This is a genomic window from Micromonospora sp. NBC_00362 (genome assembly GCF_026342155.1).
Taxonomy (GTDB): domain Bacteria; phylum Actinomycetota; class Actinomycetes; order Mycobacteriales; family Micromonosporaceae; genus Micromonospora; species Micromonospora hortensis.
Genome location: NZ_JAPENH010000001.1, coordinates 135,673 through 153,315 on the forward strand (window position 1 = coordinate 135,673; position 17,643 = coordinate 153,315).

General features: G+C 68.0%; 20 protein-coding genes. 16 read left to right on the forward strand and 4 right to left on the reverse strand.

Going from position 1 to position 17,643, the window contains the following annotated elements; genetic code table 11:
- Position 1: 1 nt before the first annotated feature.
- From OG992_RS00620 to OG992_RS00635, 4 genes are read left to right on the forward strand one after another with little or no spacing between them, the layout of a single operon-like run.
- Positions 2-496 carry a hypothetical protein gene (locus OG992_RS00620; RefSeq protein WP_266301947.1) on the forward strand — a complete coding sequence of 165 codons (495 nt, stop codon included), beginning with the start codon at positions 2-4 and terminating at the stop codon, positions 494-496.
- Positions 489-1,019 (forward strand): endonuclease, encoded by a 531-nt coding sequence (locus OG992_RS00625; protein ID WP_238684098.1) that lies wholly within the window; start codon positions 489-491, stop codon positions 1,017-1,019. The genes OG992_RS00620 and OG992_RS00625 overlap by 8 nt, the downstream gene beginning before the upstream one ends.
- Positions 1,016-1,558, forward strand: a complete 543-nt coding sequence (locus OG992_RS00630) for an SUKH-4 family immunity protein (protein WP_266301948.1) — start codon at positions 1,016-1,018, stop codon at positions 1,556-1,558. The genes OG992_RS00625 and OG992_RS00630 overlap by 4 nt, the downstream gene beginning before the upstream one ends.
- Entirely contained in the window at positions 1,555-2,094 is a 540-nt protein-coding gene (locus OG992_RS00635) for an SUKH-4 family immunity protein (RefSeq protein WP_238684096.1), read from the forward strand. Before OG992_RS00630 ends, OG992_RS00635 begins: the two co-directional genes overlap by 4 nt.
- Before the next feature lie 42 nt (positions 2,095-2,136).
- Here the strand turns inward: OG992_RS00635 and OG992_RS00640 are convergent, their stop codons facing one another.
- The 3 genes from OG992_RS00640 to OG992_RS00650 all read right to left on the reverse strand — a co-directional run bounded on the left by OG992_RS00640 (position 2,137) and on the right by OG992_RS00650 (position 3,934).
- Positions 2,137-2,739 (reverse strand): GNAT family N-acetyltransferase, encoded by a 603-nt coding sequence (locus OG992_RS00640; protein WP_266301949.1) that lies wholly within the window; start codon positions 2,737-2,739, stop codon positions 2,137-2,139.
- Positions 2,740-2,831: 92 nt separating this feature from the next.
- The gene (locus OG992_RS00645) at positions 2,832-3,362 is read right to left on the reverse strand and encodes a GNAT family N-acetyltransferase (RefSeq protein ID WP_266301950.1); all 531 of its coding nucleotides are present in this window, start codon (positions 3,360-3,362) and stop codon (positions 2,832-2,834) included.
- A 44-nt stretch (positions 3,363-3,406) separates the two neighbouring features.
- Positions 3,407-3,934, reverse strand: coding sequence for a MarR family winged helix-turn-helix transcriptional regulator (locus OG992_RS00650; RefSeq protein WP_266301951.1), 528 nt, complete (start codon positions 3,932-3,934; stop codon positions 3,407-3,409).
- 39 nt (positions 3,935-3,973) lie between these two features.
- Here OG992_RS00650 and OG992_RS00655 point away from each other — a divergent pair, with 39 nt between their 5' ends.
- The gene (locus OG992_RS00655; protein ID WP_323181756.1) at positions 3,974-4,600 is read left to right on the forward strand and encodes a disulfide bond formation protein DsbA; all 627 of its coding nucleotides are present in this window, start codon (positions 3,974-3,976) and stop codon (positions 4,598-4,600) included.
- 151 nt (positions 4,601-4,751) lie between these two features.
- The gene (locus OG992_RS00660) at positions 4,752-5,627 is read left to right on the forward strand and encodes an endonuclease/exonuclease/phosphatase family protein (RefSeq protein ID WP_266301952.1); all 876 of its coding nucleotides are present in this window, start codon (positions 4,752-4,754) and stop codon (positions 5,625-5,627) included.
- A gap of 22 nt (positions 5,628-5,649) precedes the next feature.
- On the opposite strand, the gene OG992_RS00665 is transcribed toward OG992_RS00660, so the two are convergent.
- The gene (locus OG992_RS00665; RefSeq protein WP_238684091.1) at positions 5,650-6,249 is read right to left on the reverse strand and encodes a GNAT family N-acetyltransferase; all 600 of its coding nucleotides are present in this window, start codon (positions 6,247-6,249) and stop codon (positions 5,650-5,652) included.
- Positions 6,250-6,310: 61 nt separating this feature from the next.
- Between OG992_RS00665 and OG992_RS00670 the strand changes: the two genes are divergently transcribed.
- From OG992_RS00670 to OG992_RS00715, 10 genes are all read left to right on the forward strand, one after another.
- Complete coding sequence (locus OG992_RS00670; protein ID WP_266301953.1) at positions 6,311-7,153, forward strand: ATP-grasp domain-containing protein; 843 nt, start codon at positions 6,311-6,313, stop codon at positions 7,151-7,153.
- 544 nt (positions 7,154-7,697) lie between these two features.
- A complete protein-coding gene (locus tag OG992_RS00675) occupies positions 7,698-9,107 on the forward strand; it encodes a family 43 glycosylhydrolase (RefSeq protein ID WP_266301954.1) in 1,410 nt (469 codons plus the stop codon).
- 36 nt (positions 9,108-9,143) lie between these two features.
- A complete protein-coding gene (locus OG992_RS00680) occupies positions 9,144-10,583 on the forward strand; it encodes a glycoside hydrolase family 43 protein (protein WP_266301955.1) in 1,440 nt (479 codons plus the stop codon).
- Positions 10,584-10,634: 51 nt separating this feature from the next.
- Positions 10,635-12,128, forward strand: a complete 1,494-nt coding sequence (locus tag OG992_RS00685) for an RICIN domain-containing protein (protein ID WP_266301956.1) — start codon at positions 10,635-10,637, stop codon at positions 12,126-12,128.
- 376 nt (positions 12,129-12,504) lie between these two features.
- On the forward strand, positions 12,505-13,536 hold the full coding sequence (locus OG992_RS00690; RefSeq protein ID WP_266301957.1) for a hypothetical protein: 1,032 nt from the start codon (positions 12,505-12,507) through the stop codon (positions 13,534-13,536).
- Between the two features lie 316 nt (positions 13,537-13,852).
- Positions 13,853-14,092 (forward strand): hypothetical protein, encoded by a 240-nt coding sequence (locus tag OG992_RS00695; RefSeq protein WP_238684085.1) that lies wholly within the window; start codon positions 13,853-13,855, stop codon positions 14,090-14,092.
- 241 nt (positions 14,093-14,333) lie between these two features.
- Complete coding sequence (locus OG992_RS00700; protein ID WP_238684387.1) at positions 14,334-15,044, forward strand: ThuA domain-containing protein; 711 nt, start codon at positions 14,334-14,336, stop codon at positions 15,042-15,044.
- Positions 15,014-16,126 carry a Gfo/Idh/MocA family protein gene (locus OG992_RS00705; RefSeq protein ID WP_266301958.1) on the forward strand — a complete coding sequence of 371 codons (1,113 nt, stop codon included), beginning with the start codon at positions 15,014-15,016 and terminating at the stop codon, positions 16,124-16,126. The genes OG992_RS00700 and OG992_RS00705 overlap by 31 nt, the downstream gene beginning before the upstream one ends.
- Positions 16,127-16,176: 50 nt before the next feature.
- Positions 16,177-16,536 carry a DNA polymerase ligase N-terminal domain-containing protein gene (locus tag OG992_RS00710; RefSeq protein WP_266301959.1) on the forward strand — a complete coding sequence of 120 codons (360 nt, stop codon included), beginning with the start codon at positions 16,177-16,179 and terminating at the stop codon, positions 16,534-16,536.
- A gap of 58 nt (positions 16,537-16,594) precedes the next feature.
- The gene (locus OG992_RS00715) at positions 16,595-17,329 is read left to right on the forward strand and encodes a VOC family protein (RefSeq protein ID WP_266301960.1); all 735 of its coding nucleotides are present in this window, start codon (positions 16,595-16,597) and stop codon (positions 17,327-17,329) included.
- Positions 17,330-17,643: the final 314 nt, after the last annotated feature.

A 17,643-nucleotide genomic window follows, 5' to 3' on the forward strand; every position in this document is an offset into this window, starting at 1 on the left:
CATGGGACTGCAACTGCCGGGTGAGCTGATCACGGCGCTCAGCTGGATCGGCTACACCTGGCCCGAGGCCGACGAGGAAAAGCTGTTCGAGATGGGCCAGGCCTGGCTGGACTTCTCCGGCACGGTCGCGGACGCCTCCGGGGAGGCCGGTTCGGCTGCGGCAGCGGTCTGGTCGCAGCACCAGGGCGAGTCGATGCAGGCGTTCCAGAAGTGGTGGTCCAAACCGGAGAGCGGTCCCGGCGCGCTGCCGGACTACTCCCAGGCCGCGATGCTGATCGGCACCGGGATGATCATCGCCGCCGCGATAGTGCTCGCGCTGAAGATCCAGGTGATCGTGCAGTTGGCGATCCTCGCGTTCGCGGTGGCGCAGGCGATCGCCACCGCCGTCGTCACGTTCGGCGTGTCGCTGGCCGAGATCCCGATCTTCCAGATGATCACGCGGGAGATCGTCGGCCTGCTGATCGATCAGGTGATCCAGGAGCTTCTCGATGCCTAGCAGGGCGCCGAAAAGCTCGAAACAACGTGGCGGGTCGGGCAAGCCGAAGGGCGGCAAGCTTGTCCGCGCGGCGGTGCAGAAGGCCTCCGCCAAGCCGGTGGTGCGCAACAACGACCTGCCCGAGGTCACGATCAAGGTGAAGCGCAAGTCGATGCACGCGCGGGCCCAGTTCGACCGCAAGATGAACGCGCTGAAGAAGCTCAGCGACGAGGGCAAGCTGTTCAAGCAGGCCAATCCGGTCGCCCGGGACGAAACAATCACAAAAGGCTACAAGGCGCGCATCCGGCAGAAGATCTTCGACAAGTACTGGCCCCACGACAAGAAGCTGTCGAACAAACTCACCGAGCGGCTCCGCCTGCAGCAGCCCGACCATGTGTGGGAGCTGCAACTCGGTGGCCCCGACGACGTTAGTAATCTGAAGCTGCTGCACGGCGACACGAACCGGGATGTCGGTCAGCAGATCTGGCAACAGATCATGAAGCTGCCCGACGGCACGCCGATCCGAATAGAGGTAGTGGATTGAATCCCGAGCTGCGGGAGCTCATCGCGGAGCTGCGCACCGACCTGGAGGCGGACCAGCCCGCGACGCTGGTCTGGGCACAGATCGACCAGGGCGCTCCGGCTGAGCGGATACCCGCTGGTCTGCCGCAGTCGGTCCGGGAGCTGCTGGAGACCGCCGACGGCATCCTGGCTGGCTCGTTCGACCTGCCCGCAGCCGCGAACATCGGCAAGATCCAGGGCTACCTCGATCAGATGCCCGAGCTCACCGGCGTCGCTGACGAACCCGCCGAGTGGCTGGTCTTCGGCACACTGAAGGAAGAGCCGCTGCTGATCCGCCGCGACACCGGCGCGGTCTGGTACTTCCCGGCGGAGACGACCGACGAGTGGTTCATGCGTGAGGCGTTCTTCGAAGTCGCGCCGGACCTTGACTCGTTCCTCGCCTACTACGTCTTCGGCGCCGGGTACGGCGAGGTTGGCTACGACGACGACGACTGGTGGGGCTTCCTCGACGAGCAGGGCCTGACCACGCCCGGCGACGAGGACGAGGAGACGGACGATTGACCGCCACACATGAGGAGCTCACGGCGCTCTGGGGCGCCGACGGGATGGTCTACTTCCCGCTCGACCGGTTCGAGGACGTCCTCGGCCCGTTGACGCCAGAGGTCTTCCCGCCGTTCGGGGCCATCCCGGTCGACGTGCCGATCCTGTTCACGGTCGACGTCAACGTCTCCGGCATGGAGTTGTTCTCCAAGCTGAAGATCGAGGTCGGCGATGCCAGCCCTCGCATCCACATCGTCCTCGGCAGCTCACCGGAGGACCCGCAGCTGCTCTTCTGCCTCGACGCGCTGACCGGAGCCGTCGTGTTGCTGGACCTGGAGACCCCCAACTTCGAGGCGGTCAACGCGACATTCGCGGCGTTCGTCGAGTTCCTCTACCGGCTCGGGCAGCTCATCGCCACGGACCCGGGCGGTCGGGCTCGAGCCGCCCGCGCTGCCGCGATCCGCGAGGAACTGATGGGCGTCGACTCGTCCGCGTTCGCCGACCCGAAGTCCTGGTGGAGCATGGCCTTCGATCAGCTGGAGTCCACCAGCGGCTAGCCTCGCCACTGCCGGCAGGCAGGTCGCCGTGACGCCACAGGTTCACCGTGCTCGCGGCACCGGTATGGACGCGACCGGCTGCTCCGACGGTGCCGCCTCTCGATGCCATGCCTCGGCGAGGAGCGCGTAGGTGTAGCCGTCCACCCAGCCCAGTTCGGCGTGCCAGGAGTCGCCGACGCCGTGCTGCTCACGACGCATGCCGACCTTCTCCAGGATTCGCACCGAGGCGAGGTTGTCAGCGAAGCAGCCGGCGGTGATTCTCCGAACGCCCAGCCGGTCGAACGCGTGCGCCACCACTGCGGTCACCGCCTCGGTCGCGTACCCACGTCCGCCGTAGGCGGGATCGAAGATGTAGCCGAGCTCAGCCTCGGTCCGTTGTGGCATGCCGGGTTGACCCATGCCGTCGACGACGCCGAGAGAGACGGTTCCGATCACCACGCCGTCGAGCGTGGCCGCCATGCTGTGATCGTCGGGGTCGGTGGCCGCGCGTCGCCATGCCGCGCGGAAGGACGCACTGTCGACCTGCGTACGGAGTAGCCAGTGCGTGACCTGCGGTAGGTTTCGGTACTCCAGGATCCGATCGATGTCCTCGTCCCGCACCGGGCGGAGTTCGAGGCGTTCAGTGCGTACCGTGGTGTTCTCCATGAGGCGGGACGCTAGTGGACGCGCCCCGGCGAGACGCCCGAATATCGGTCCGATGGCCCCCACCCCACGCTCAGTGGCAAAGGGCGCACGGCTCAATCGATCCGCTGGGCCAGCACCTGCCCCGGCCAGGATCCGGCCAGGAAGGTCTCGGTGGGAGTGAACCCGTGGCGCTCGTAGTACGCCACCAACTCGCCGTCACCGCCCGCCCAGCAGTCGACCCGGAGCAACCGCACGCCGGCTCGCCGGGTTTCCTCCACGGCGTGGGCCAACAGAGCCGACCCGAGTTTCCGGCCGGCGAATCGTCGGTCGGAGACCAGGAGGCGGACGAACCGCTCGGGTTCCTCAGCGGGCGCGATCGGTGCCCGGGGGTCGGGCCCGGAATCCAACACCAGGGCTGCGGCCGGCGTCCCGTCCACTTCCGCGATGAACGGGAGGTTCTCGGTCAGGTACCGATCGACCTGTGCGGCCCGTTCGGGTTTCTCCGAGAACGGCGTCGTGCCCCACTGCTCGGTGTTGCCGCGGTCGTTCATCCAGACCACCGCGGAGTCGAGCATGTCCAGTACGGCGGGCGCGTCGGCCGGGCCACCGCGTCTGATGCGTACGCCGCCGGTGGTGTCGTCCATGGCGGAATGGTAATCCGAGGACTGGCCGATCATGACCGAGGGCGTCACCCGTCGTGGCCGCCGCCCCCGGGTCCACGATCTCCGGAGGTCAGGGTTCGATTCATCACCGCCAGGAGGCGCTCGAGGGTTCGGCGGTCGCTGTCGGTCAGGCCGCGAAGGATGGCCGCCTCGTTGGCCAGATGTTCCTCGATGAGCCGGTCGGTCAACGCCACGCCGGTCGGCGTCAGCCCGACCACTCTGCCGCGCGCGTCGGCTGTGGAGACCGAGCGCGACACGAGGCCGCGGGCGATCAGTCGGTCCACCCGCTTGGTCACGGCTCCGGTGGTCACGAGCATCCGTTGGCTCAGCTGGCCCGCCGTGAGCGTGTAGGGCTCAGCCTCGCGGCGCAGCGCTGCGAGCACGTCGAAGTCGCCGTTGCCGAGGTCCGCCGCGGCGAACGGCGGCCGCAGGGCCTCATCGAGTACGGCGGCCAACTGCTGGATGCGACCGATGATCAGCAGCGGGGTGGGGTCGAGGTCTGGTCGCTCGCGACCCCACTGCCCAACGATGTCGGCGATTCGGTCGTCTTCCACAGTTGCATCTTACCTTCCAGGGAAGATAAATTGTCTTCCGTGGAAGACAAATTGCCTCGAACGTCAGCTCCAGTGGTCACCGCGTACGTGGACCCGTCCTGTCCGTTCGCCTGGATCACCTCCCGCTGGCTCATGGAGGTCGCGAAGATGCGGCCGCTCACCCTTCGGTTCGAGGTGATGAGCCTCGCGGTGATCAACGAACACCGTGACCTGGAGCCCTGGTACCGCGAATTCAACGACCGGGCGTGGGGGCCGGCCAGGGTGTGTGTGGCGGCGGCCGCGCAACACGGCCCCGCCGCCCTCGCGCGGCTGTACCCGGCGCTCGGCCGCCGGATCCACGACGCCGGCGACAAGGACTTCGACACCGTCGTCCCGCTGGCCCTGGTCGAGGCCGGCCTCCCGGTCGACCTGGCCGACGCCGCCCACCGCAGCGACCTCGACCCGCAGATGCGGGCGAGCACCGCCCGCGCGCAGCAACTGGTGGGCGAGGACCTCGGCACCCCCACTGTCGTCGTCGACGACGTGGCCTTCTTCGGCCCCGTGCTGACCTCGATCCCTCGTGGCGAGGAGGCCATCCGTGTCTTCGACGGCGCTCGCCTGCTCGCCGGCTGCCGGGCCTTCTCCGAGCTCAAACGCGCCCGGTCCGACGGCCTTACCTTTGCGTAGCTCCACCACTGCCGATGGGGGATCTGGTCGACCGGCACTGGCCGACGCAGGTCTGTCGGTGCTTCGTCACCGGATGTTCGGCGTCGCGTCGGCTCCAGTCGATAGTGTCCGTTGGCCGGCCATCGCCGGCGGCCTATCCGGAGGGAATTCGATGCGCAGCACAACGGACTGGGCGACCCGCGCCCTGGGCGCCCTCGCGGGCGCGGTCGCACTGGTGGCGGCCCTGCTGCCGGCCGCACCAGCCGCTGCCGCGAGCGTGGGCTTCAAGGCGGCCACGCTGAACATCTACTACGGGCTGAGCCAGGCCGACTTCGTGCACGACCTGAACCTGATCGCGTCCAAGGCCGACCTCGTCGGTCTCAACGAGGTTGGTGCCCGCAAGACGTTCCTGGCGAGCTGGGCCGCCGACAACGGCTGGTGGTTGTACGCGCCGGGCGGCATCAACCAGGCCGGCGAGGCGCTGATCGCCAAGAAGAGCATGTTCGACGTACTCGACAAGGGCTCGATCTTCGTCTGTGACACCAACGGTCCGGGCGAGGTGCCGCCAGCGCGGTACAACAACTGGGTCACGTACCGGCACAAGTCCACTGGCCGCAACGTGACCCACATCAACGCCCACGCGGTGGCCAGCATCGAAACCGCCGGCCGGCCGGAGGACCTGCCGCGCACCAGGTGCGCCGAGGCGCAGTTCCAGGGTCTCAAGGAACTGGCGGTCGACAAGCAGGACGAGGGCCAGGTCATCGTGAGCGGAGACCTCAACGTCGACTTCAGTGCCGACCGGAGCTACGGGTACGCGAAGTTCCCGTGGCAGGTCTTCGAGGCCAACGAGCTACCGAATCTGCGCTCCAACTACAACCTGTACGGCGAGAAGGGCACCGGAACGCACGGCAACCGGCACATCGACTACGTCTACTTCTGGAAGCGGTTGCCCGAACGCCAGTTGATGTGGATGACCGATTACGACATCGTCGGTGGCACCAGGTCGGACCACAACGGTGTTGTCGCGACGTTCTCCATCCAGAGCTGACGCCCTCGGTCCTCGACCGCTGCTACGAGCCTCGGCGCTCGGGGTGTCCCCGGTGCTCCGCCCACTCGGGAGCGAGGATCGACATCACAGTGGCGTCAACCCAGTCGTCGCCGTCGCGCAGGACCTGCCGCAGCACACCCTCGGCAACGAAGCCGACCTTCTCGTACACCCGCCAGGCCCGGGGGTTGAAGGCGAACACCTCCAGCGAGATGCGGTGCAGGCCGAGCCTTTCGAAACCGTGGCCGACGACCAGGCGTACCGCCTCGGTCCCCAGGCCCCGGTCGCGGCCGGCGGCGGTGAGCAGCGTGCGGAAGTTGCAGTTCCGGTTGTCGGGGTCCCAGTCGTTGAGGACCACCTCGCCGACGCAGGCCCCGGTGGCGCGGTCCACGACCGCCAGGTCGAGTCGGTCGGTCTGCGCGTTGCGGCTGCCGTACCAGGAACGCATTCGCTCCTCGTCGGGAGCGTCGTCGGCCGGGCTGCCGGTCAGCCTGGCCACCTCGGGGTCGGCCACCGCCGCCCAGAAGGTGTCCAGGTCGTCGTCGACGAAGGGCCGCAGGATCACTCGCTCACCGGTGAGGGTGGGCTTGATCGAGAAGTCAGGGGTTGCCTGGTCACTGGGCATCGACTGATCGTCGGCGCGACCCCGGCGACAGGCAACCAGTTTCCGCGGGCAGGATACGGAGGTGATCCTGATCGTTCCCGCGAACCCGCTACGTCCACGCCGCCCGGACGAGCACTTCGTGGCCGAGGCTGAAGCGGCCCGTGCTGCGGGATTCCAGGTGGCGGTGGTCGACCACGACGCCTTGGCGCGGGGCGCTGACGTACGTCGGGCGGTGGCCTCGGTCTCGGGCAGCGGCGTGGCGGTCTACCGCGGTTGGATGCTGCGCAGCGAGCGGTACGCGGCGTTCGCCGAGGCTCTCGCCGAGCGCGGTGTGGTGTTGAGAACCGGTGGTGAGCAGTATCGGCGGGCACACGAGCTGCCCGGCTGGTATGCCGCGTTGGCGGCAGTCACCCCGGCGTCGGTGTGGACCCACGGCTCGGAGCAGGCAGATCTTGACCGCGCGCGTGTCGCGCTCGGTGCGGGACCGGCGGTGCTGCGCGACTACACCAAGTCGATGAAGCACTACTGGAACGATGCCGCCTTCATCCCCGAACTCGACGACGCGGTGGCCGTCCGGAGAGTGGCGAGCCGGTTCCTGGAGTTGCGTGAGGACGACTTCGTGGGCGGGTTCGTGCTGCGTCGCTTCGAGCGGTTCACCTCCGCCGAGGTACGCACCTGGTGGGTCAACGGCGAGTGCGTCCTGGTCGGCCCACATCCGGACACCCCGAACGATTTCCCTTCGGTGGAGGTCGACCTGGAGCCGGTCGCCCCGATGATCGCCGGGCTCGGGTTGCCCTTCGTCACAGTGGACCTCGCCCTACGCGCCGACGGCGTGTGGCGGGTTATCGAACTCGGCGACGGGCAGGTCAGCGATCGGCCAACCACCGTCGAACCCGACGCGCTAATCGCCGCCCTACACGGCTAACCCTCGCACCACTGTCGACGACACCGCGGCCAGTTCAGGCTTCGCCGGCAGAGACACAGTGGGCACACCCGGCGACTGGGGGTCCGTGTTGTCGGACTCGACGATTCGGGTGTCACTGCCGCAGGACCCGCTGCGCGTCGCGGATGACCTGCTCCGAGGCGATCGGGGCCCACGACGCGAGATCCCGCAGCACCCCACGATCGGCCCGCTTCGCGCTCAGGCAGGTGCGTCAGGCGCTCAGAGAGCAGGGCACCCACGAAGCGGATCGAGCGTGACAACCGGCTTCGCCGGATGCCGGGGAGCGACCACGGTTGATCCCTTGACACTGGTCTATGCGATCGCTAACACTTGTCCGCAACGCGAAATTTACGAACCGAACACATTGTGCCTGTAGTCGCGTGTCACGCCAGGGGTGCCCCGTGCGGGCGCGTCGCCGGTTACCTGAACCGCTAAAACCCGAGCCAGAGTACGGCCCGTTCTTGTTAACGCTAACATAGATGATCTTTCGAGAGGGGCCGGGATGGTGGTTCCACGACGTATGACAGTGGCATCGACCACGCGTCTCCGTTGCCTCCTCGTGCTCTCCGCCGTGGCCACCGCAGCTGTTGTGGTGGTGGCCGACGGGCCGGCCCAAGCCGCCACGCTGCCGACCGGAGCGGTCTCGCTGGAGGCGGTCAACCAGTCCGGACGGTACGTGCGGCACATCGACTATCTCGGTCAGCTCGACCCGGTCACCTCCAGCAGCACCAACCAGACCAAGCTGGATGCCACCTTCACAGTGGTCAACGGGTTGGCGTCGCCGACCTGCTACTCGTTCCAGACCAAGACCGGCATGTTCCTGCGGCACCGCGACTACCGGCTGCGGGTCGACGCGAACACCGGCGACGCGGCGTTCCGGGCCGACGCCACCTTCTGCGCCGTGGAGGGCTCGGTCAGCGGATCGGTGGCGCTCGTCTCGTACAACTACCCGAACCGGCGGATCCGGCACCGCGACTTCGCGCTCTGGCTCGACGCCTACCAGGACACGGCCGCCTTCCGAGCGGACAGCTCCTTCCGCCCCGTCGCGCCCTGGGCACCCAGGACCACCATGGGGCCGGTGATCCCCGGCCTCTTCGCCGACCCGCACATCGCCGTCGTCAACGGCCGCTACTACCTGTACCCGACCACCGACGGTTACGCGAGCTGGGCCGGCACGTACTACAAGGCGTTCTCCTCCACCGATTTGGTCAACTGGACCGACCACGGCGTGATCCTCGACCACGGTCCGGACGTGTCCTGGGCGGACAACTCGGCCTGGGCGCCGGCGGTGGCGACCGCCAACGGCCGCTACTACCTCTACTTCAGCGGCGGCGCGGCCAGCGGCAACACGGCCAAACAGCTCGGCGTGGCGGTGGCCGACAGCCCCACCGGACCGTTCCGTGACGCGCTGGGCCGACCGCTGATCCGCAGCGACCAGTTCTCCGGCGGGCAGACGATCGACCCCATGGTGTTCACCGACGACGACGGCCAGTCCTACCTGTACTGGGGGCAGGGCGTCGCGCGGGCGGTGCGGCTGAACGCCGACATGGTCTCCTTCGACGCGGCGCAGGCGCGGGTCATCACCCCGTCGGGCTACAACGAGGCCCCGTTCGTGTTCAAGCGCAACGGTCTCTACTACTTCATGTGGTCGGAGAACGACACGCGCAGCGAGGACTACCGGGTCGCCTACGCCACCGGCTCATCACCCCTCGGGCCGTGGACGAGGCGCGGCGTGGTGCTGCAAAAACGCCTCGACGTCGGCATCAAGGGCACCGGCCACCACTCAGTGGTCCGCGCACCCGGCAGCGACACCTGGCACATCGCCTACCACCGGTTCGCCGTACCGACCGGCAACGGCACCAACCGTGAGACCGCCATCGACCGGATGGAGTTCAACGCCGACGGCACCATCCGCCCCGTCGTACCGACCCTCTAGCTGACTCGTCCGCGCCCCGCGAAGGAGAGAAGACCCATGTCGAGAGTCCTCGCCCGGCTCTGCGCGGTGGCGATCGCCGCATGCCTGCTGTTCACCACCTGGTCGGCGGCGACACCGAAGCAGGCAGCCGCGCTCGACCCGACCGTCGGCTACCTGATGGCGCACTTCACCGGCGAGTCGTCGACCGACCAGCAGATCTACCTCGCCCACAGCACCGACGGCCTGCGCTGGACCGACCTGAACAACGGTGGGCTCGTGCTGCGTTCCCCCATCGGCACCCGCGGCGTCCGGGACCCCGCCCTGGTCCGCTCACCCGGCGGTGACAGGTACTGGATCGTGGCCACCGACCTGTGCATCGCGTGCGGTCAGGACTGGTCGAACGCGATCAACAACGGCAGCCGGAGCCTCGTCGTGTGGGAGTCCACCGACCTGGTCAACTGGTCGGCGCCGTGGCTGCTGAACGTCGCCGGCGCGATCCCGGACGGACGCAACGCCTGGGCCCCGGAGGCGATCTGGAACCCGGACACCGGTGACTACGTCCTCTACTGGGCGACGAACGTCCCGCTCAACGGTGCGGCCAAGCACCGCATCTACTACGCGCGCACGACCGACTTCCGCGGCATTACCACTCCGCAGATCTACGTCAGCCGACCCGGCAACCAGGAGATCATCGACACGCAGATCGTCGAGGTGCCATCCGGTGTCGGCGCCTACCGCTACGTCCGGGCCTCCCGGGACGCCCAGATCACCCTCGAGGGCAGCAACTCGCTCCTCGGCACCTGGACGAACCTCGGGAACCTGTCCGGCATCGGGCTGACCGGGGCCCAGGTCGAAGGGCCGATGTGGATGAAGGTCAACGCCCGTAACGAGTGGGTGCTCTACCTGGACCAGTACGCCAGCGGACGCGGTTACCTGCCCGTCCTGACCACCAACCCGTCGAGCCCGAGCGCCTACCGGCTGCCGGCGTCCGGCTCGTACGCGATGGGCGGCACCAAGAAGCGGCACGGTTCAATCCTCAACCTGACCGCTGCCGAACAGAACCGGGTGCTCGCCCGCTGGCCCGCCGCAGCTGTCAACCGGATCCAGTCGTACAACTTCCAGGACCGGTACGTGCGGCACTACGACTACGACGTCCGCATCGACCCGAACGTCAGCCCCGCCCAGGACGGCCAGTGGCGGGTGGTGCCCGGCCTGGTCGGCTCCGGCACCGTCTCCATCCAGTCGGTCAACTATCCGGGCCACTACCTGCGCCACTACGGATACGACTTCCGGTTGGAAGCCAACGACGGCACCGCCACCTTCGCGGCCGACGCCACCTTCCGGCAGGTCGCCGGTCTCGCCAACTCCTCGTGGACGTCGTTCCAGTCCTACAGCCACCCGGACCGCTACCTCCGGCACTACGCCTACCTGCTCCGGCTCGACCCGGTGTCCGACGCGCAGAGCCGCGCCGACGCGACCTTCCGCGTGACCAGCTAACCCCTCAACATGTCGGGCCCGGAGAGGCACGAACTAGTGATTGGACAACGCATGAAACGGATCAGCCGGTCGATGCGCCGGACGTTGATCGCCCTGGTGGCCGCCATGACGGCGATGGTTGGCGGCGTGGTCGTCGTCGCGTCGTCGCCCGCCGCCGCCGCCACCAACCAGTTCCGAGGCATGAACTGGGCTCAACTGGGTGACAACTTCAGCACCAGCCCGCTCGTCGTGCAGGGCCTGAGCCAATCCGACAGCTACGCGACAGTGCAGGCCAAGGCCAACGCCCTCTACGACGACATGGCCTCCACCATGGGGATCAACACCGTCCGGCTGCCTATCAACACTCAGACAGTGGCCAACACCACCTGGTGGAACGCCTACCGGGGCGCCATTGACGCCGCAACTGCCCGTGGATTCAAGGTCATCCTCGCCTTTTGGACGGACCATTCCTCCGGCGCGAGGATCGCGAACCTCGCCGCGTGGAACACGATGTGGTCCAGCGTGACCAGCGCCTACGGTTCGAACACCAACGTGTACTTCGAGCCAATGAACGAGCCGGGCGGTTACAGCTCGGCACAGTGGCGCGACATCGCAGCCAACTGGCTCAGCACCCACTACTCGGCCGTGCCCAGCCGGGTGCTCATCGGCGGCACTGGCGCAAGCCAGGACCTGCGCGACATCTGCAACGACAGCCGCTTCAACTCGACCCTGCTGTCCTTCCACCACTACGCTTTCTTCTACGGCTCGATGACCTACGACGCCTGGCGAAGCCACATGCAGACGCGTCTGGGCAACTGTGCCTCCCGGGCGGTCGCGACCGAGTTCGGCGGGCCCATGGACAACGGCCTCAACTACGCCGACGCGAACAGCACCGACAACTTCGTGCGCCACATCCGCGCCATGGCTCAGGTCATGCGTGACAACCAGATGGGCGGCACCTACTGGCCCGCCCTCGGCGGCAAGAACTCCGGCTCCGGTCACGACTGGTATTCGATGTTCGCCCTCAGCGGCAGCGGCACCAATCTCAACTTGACCATCCGCAACACTTCTGGCGCCGACCGGATCCGCTATGCCTATGGCGACACCATCGGCGGCGGCGACCCGACGACGCCTCCGCCCACGACGGGAACGTTCTACCGGATCGATGCGCGGCACAGCGGCAAGGCCATGGACGTCCAGCAGCCGAACACCGACAACGGCGCGCGCGTCGGCCAGTACACGTACAGCGGCGGTGCGTGGCAGCAGTGGCAGTTCCAGGACGCCGGTAGCGGCTACTGGCGCATCGTCAGCCGCAACAGCGGAAAGTGTCTCGACGTGGTGAGCGCGTCGACCGCCGACGGCGCCGAGCTCGTCCAGTACACCTGCGGCACCGGCACCAACCAGCAGTTCCAGATGGTCACCAACGGCGGCTACTTCCAGCTCCGGGCACGACACAGCAACAAATGCGTGGACGTACCGGCCGCGGCGACCGCGGACGGGGTGGTCCTCAAGCAGTACTCGTGCAATTCCGGCACCAACCAGCAGTGGTCCCGCACCACCGTCTGACGGTCGTCTCGACGTGACGGCCACTTGACTGTGGTCGTCCCGGCCGGACAACGATGGATTGTGCATGTCGGCGATCCGTCGTTGTCCGGAGGACGGCCCGCGTCGGGCGCACCGGCGACGCCGTCAACCGGGGCCCGCTGCGCTATCTCACCCGGCTCGACGGCAGGCTGCTCAGCGGCAACTACCCGTTCGTGGCGGATGCGGATCCTCAGCGATCGGCTCTGCTCCGGCTCGCAGCCCGGTCCTGCAATTGACAGGCATGCTAGTTTGATGTCCCGCGAAGCGGAGTCCACGGAAGCACCGGGACAACCAGCGCGGACCTCTGTTCCTACTTCGTAGCCCAGCGTGCCCTCATGCGCGCCCGGGAGGAGCTGTCGTGCCCAGAGAAGTAATCGCCTTCGTGCCCCAACACACCACCACCAAGTCGCGTGTCATGGCAATCGTCGACAAAGGCAACGGCAACGAGTTGGATGCCATCGCGACGCTCGATTGGCCACACCAGGCGATCGCCATTTGCAACCTGTTGAACTCTCCAGACAAGGGGCAGGAGAACTTCTCCGGCCTCTGGCTCAGTCTGCCGGCAAGCGTCCGAGCCGGGCTTGAGCAAGCAGCGCAACAGCGCGTCGACGTCACCGATGAACGGCAGTTCCTTGCCACCTGGTTCGTGAGCGAACTCGACGTCCCCGACCTGCCGAGGGATGGCAGCAAGATCGATTGGGCGGGGTTGTTTCCCGCCGCGCAGTGTCCCGCCGATGGGTGCGACTACTGCGACGGCTGTCCATCGTATGCCGAACGCCGAGGTGATGATGTCGGCAGCGGCCAGTGCGGTCCCGGCGGATCGTGCCGCTGCCTGATGGAGAGCGCGGACGACGACGAAGAAGTGTGCGTATGTCCCATGTGGGGCGTCGGCCCTCGCTGGGCTGCTGCTCTCTACGAGTCGTTGTGCGGTATGGCGGAGGTCCTCGTTGATCAGGCGGATGGCCTCATGTGGGGGATCGAAGGTCCCGCGGTCGGGTTTCCGGCTTCGTTGATCGCTCAGCCGCCAGAATTCTTCGTTCGGCTCGCGCAGACCTGCGTCGACCTGTGTGACCTGCTGGCCAGGGGAGTGACGCCGGTGCCACACACCATCGCTGAGCTGCTGATGCTCGACGAGGCAGCGCGCTCTCACCTCGAGAGCCACACGACGAGTGCCGGCCTCGATGTCGACGAGATGAAGCAGGATTTCGAACACCTTCCCGAAGGGCACGGTGACTTCGAGTTGGACGCCCTGTGGATGTTCCAGTTCACCAATTCCGACTGGGAGAAGATCGCCGAGTCCCAGACGACGTACCAGCCGTACTCCATGGGCCGCATCTTCGACCTGCTCCCGGAGGCTGCGGAGTGGCCCCGGAACGCGAAGCCGGCGTAGTAACGGACTCGTGTCCACCAGCACGGCGCACGGTGGTGAGCCGGCGGTGACAGCGTTTGCGCTGTCACCGCCGGCGTGGCCTAGGCAGCGGCGGTCACGGCAGCGGACGGCCGAGGCGGGAGGACTCGCATTCCGGCTGGCTGCGAGTGTGGGCGGGGCTGGCGGCGACGAGCGTGCCCGCCAGCACGGAGCGGGGGAACACCTCGCCTGGGTCTGGCGTTGCGCTACCGTCAAGGCGCGCACCTCGGCGTCGATCAGTCCACGGCCGCCGGCCGTCGATGGCCCGCAGGACCCCACCACATCCAAGGAGAAGCCGATGCCGGAGCACGAACCCGCCCAAGACGACCCCACGGCGGCTGCCGACACCTCGACAACGGCCGAGACCGAGGCCGAGGCGGAGGCGGAGGCGGAGGCGTCTGCCGTTCCCACGAATCGGGCTGCCCGACGCGCGAAGGGCAAGGTGGCCTCGCCGCAGCCGCATGGAAAGGGTCAGCACCTCGGTGGCCGCGGCTCGGTCCAGAGCCCTCGCCAGTACGGTAACCGCCGTAGCGGTTGATCAGCAGATCCCGCCACGGCACCCGCTATTGCGACCCGACCGGCTCGGATCCCCTGCGCCGGTCCGGAACCGGTGCATCGTACGGCGACCGGCCACAGTGGAATCCGGAAGCTCGCGTCAGTCGGCTTCGTCGGCTACCACGGGTAGGGTTTTGGTGCTCGACACGTACGGGCATCGGCGGCACGTCGTCGGGGCGGGAGCGGCCAGCCCGGTGGCGACGGACCCGTGGGAGGGAGCGACGGTGGCGCAGCGGAGAGCACTGGTGGTTCGGGGCGGTTGGGAGGGGCACCAGCCGGTCAAGGCGACGGAGTTGTTCCTCCCCTTCCTCGAACGTAGCGGCTATGCCGTGCGGGTCGAGGAGTCGACGGAGATCTACGCCGACGCCGCCGAGATGGCCGAGACCGACCTCGTCGTGCAGTGCATGACGATGTCGCAGATCACCGCGGACCAGGTGGCGGGCCTCAGCGCGGCGGTCATCGCCGGCACGGGTCTCACCGGCTGGCACGGCGGCATCGTCGACTCGTTCCGCGCGTCATCCGAATACCTGCACCTGGTGGGCGGCCAGTTCGCGACCCATCCGGGCCGGGAGCCGTGTGAGCGTCACGGTGGCCCGGAGGACAACTTCCTGCCGCACACGGTGCGCGTCACCGACCTCGGCCGGGAGCACCCGATCACCGCGGGCATCGAGGACTTCGACCTGGTCACCGAACAGTACTGGGTGCTGCACGATGACCTGATCGACGTGCTGGCCGTGACCACCCACCCGACGCAGGCCTGGCATCCGTGGCGTCGGCCGGTCACCTCACCGGCGATCTGGACCCGACAGTGGGGTGCCGGGCGCATCGTCGTGACGACCCCGGGGCACAGCCTCGACGTGCTGGAGCACGCGGATGTCCGTACCGTGATCGAGAGGGGAATGGTGTGGGCGACCCGCACCGCGTCGGCGTCATAGGTCTCGGGGTCATCTCCCGCGCGTACCTGGACACCCTCGCGGCCCACCCCGAGGTCGACATCGTCGCGGTGGCGGACCTCGACGCCGCCCGGTCGGCCGAGGTCGCGGCCACGATTCCTGGAGCCGAGGCGATGAGCGTCGAGCGTCTGCTCGCCCGCCCGGACGTGCAGACCGTGCTCAACCTCACCATCCCTGCCGCCCATGCCGACATCTCGCTGGGCGCTATCGACGCCGGCAAGAACGTGTATGGGGAAAAGCCGCTCGCCGTGACGTTCTCGGACGGTCGCTCGATCATCGAACGTGCCGCGTCGGCCGGTGTCCGCGTCGGGTGCGCGCCGGACACCGTTTTGGGTACGGGTACGCAGACGGCACGGTCGGCGATCGACGGCGGGGTCATCGGCCGCCCGATGTCCGCCTCGGCCGTCATGGTCACTCCGGGTCACGAACGCTGGCATCCCAATCCTGACTTCTACTACGCCCCGGGCGGCGGCCCGCTGCTGGACATGGGGCCGTACTACATCTCGGCGCTCATCCACCTGCTCGGGCCGGTCCGGGCGGTGACCGGAGCCGCCAGCCGCCTGCGCGCCGAGCGCGTCATCGGCTCGGGCCCCCGCACCGGGCAGCGGATCCCGGTGGGGGTGGACACTCACCTCACCGGCGTACTCGAGCACACCAACGGTGCGCTCTCCACCATCACGACGAGCTTCGACGGCGTCCGGACGACGGCCGCGCCGATCGAGGTGCACGGCGAGGCCGGCACGCTCGCCGTACCCGATCCGAACTACTTCGACGGTGAGGTCCGCCTCTTCGCGCTCGGGGACACCGGATGGCGAGCTCTCGACCCGCGGGCTGGTTACGCCGAGGCTTCCCGGGGCATCGGTCTGATCGACCTGGTCAGGGCCGACGGTCAGCGCCCACCGCGCGCTGACGGCGACGTCGCACTGCACGTACTCGAAACCATGACCAGCCTGCTCCGGTCGGCGGCCGAGGGCCGGCGGATCGAGCTGACGACAGTGGTGGAGCGGCCCGTGCCGGTTCCGCTCACGCAGATCGAGGACTGGAAGGCGTACCAGGCCTCATAAGGTGGCCGCGTTAACAAGCGGCAGGGCCGGTCGGCACCGACAATGAGGGAGTGGCACCCGCCTTCGTCCTGCATCATCACCGCAAGCCACGACCGCACTTCGACCTGCGGCTCGAAGAAGACGGTGTGCTGCGGTCGTGGGCGGTGCCCCGCGGTCTACCGGACAGCCCCAGCGACAACCGCCTCGCGATCGCCGTGCCCGACCACGACCTCGATCACCTCACCTACGAGGACGTCGACAAGTCGATCGCCGACATCGGCACCTGGGAGGAGCACGATCGCACCGACCGCCGGATGCTGTTCACGCTGCACGGCCGCACCGATCGCCGGCGATACGCGCTCATCCGCACCGGCGAGGGATGGCTGCTGCACCTGACGAAGGAACAGCCCCCGGACGAGCGCAGACGGTAGCGGGGGTAGGCGGCGATGACGGTCAGCGAGACCTCGACGCAGGCCCTAGCATCGCGGCATGGCGACACGGCTTGTTCAGATCAACATGAAGGCTCGGAACGACTCCGCACTGGGCGGTTTCTGGGCGCAGGCGCTCGGTTGGGAAATCTCCAGTGAGGGACCTGGCGTGACCAACCTCGAACCCGAGGGCTTCGTCTACCCTGACCCCGTCGCCGTCTGCGTCGACCTCGTCGTCTCCTCGGAGCCCAAGACGGTGAAGAACCGCGTGCACGTGGACCTCGCCACCACCTCGGCGGCCCACCAGGCGCAGGTGGTCGCCCGCCTGACGGATCTGGGCGCAACCGTTGCCGACGTGGGTCAGGGCGGCGTGCCGTGGACGGTCATGGCCGACCCGGAGGGCAACGAGTTCTGCGTGCTGGAGCCCCGGGAGCTCTACCGGGACACCGGACCGATCGCCGCCGTGGTGGTCGACTGCGCTGACCCGCGAGCCATGGCCCGATTCTGGAGCGAGGCCACGGATTGGACACTGCACGAGGTGACCGATCAGGGTGCGAGACTGCGCTCCGCCAAGGGCGTCGGCCCCTACCTGGAGTTCGTTCGTACCCCTGATGTGAAGAGCGTGTGGAACCGCGTCCACCTCGACGTCCGTCCGTACCCCGGTGACGACCCGGAGGCCGAGGAAACCAGGCTTCGGAGTCTCGGCGCGACCCGCATCGACCTGGGGCAGGACGTCCCGTGGCGGGTGCTCGCCGACCCGGAGGGCAACGAGTTCTGCCTCCTCACCCCGAGCTGACCAACCGGCGGCGCCGTGCCGACGGAGAACCGGACGGTCGCCGACCGAGTTCGGGCAACGGCCCTATTGTGGCGAAAAGTGGTGGAACGAGGTCCCACCGCGACCGTTGGCATTAGGGCAACCCCGCTCTATGGTGGGGGCATGCCGCCGGTGACTCTCCGCTCGCCCGCCGCCACCGAGGTGGCGGCGGGCGGTGCTGTGCGCGTGCCGACGGCGACCCGTCCCAAGGCCGACATGCGGGTGCCGGTTGTCCGCGCGCCGCACACCGTGCCCACGCACACAATGTTGAGCCCGACGCGAACCGGCCGAGGCCC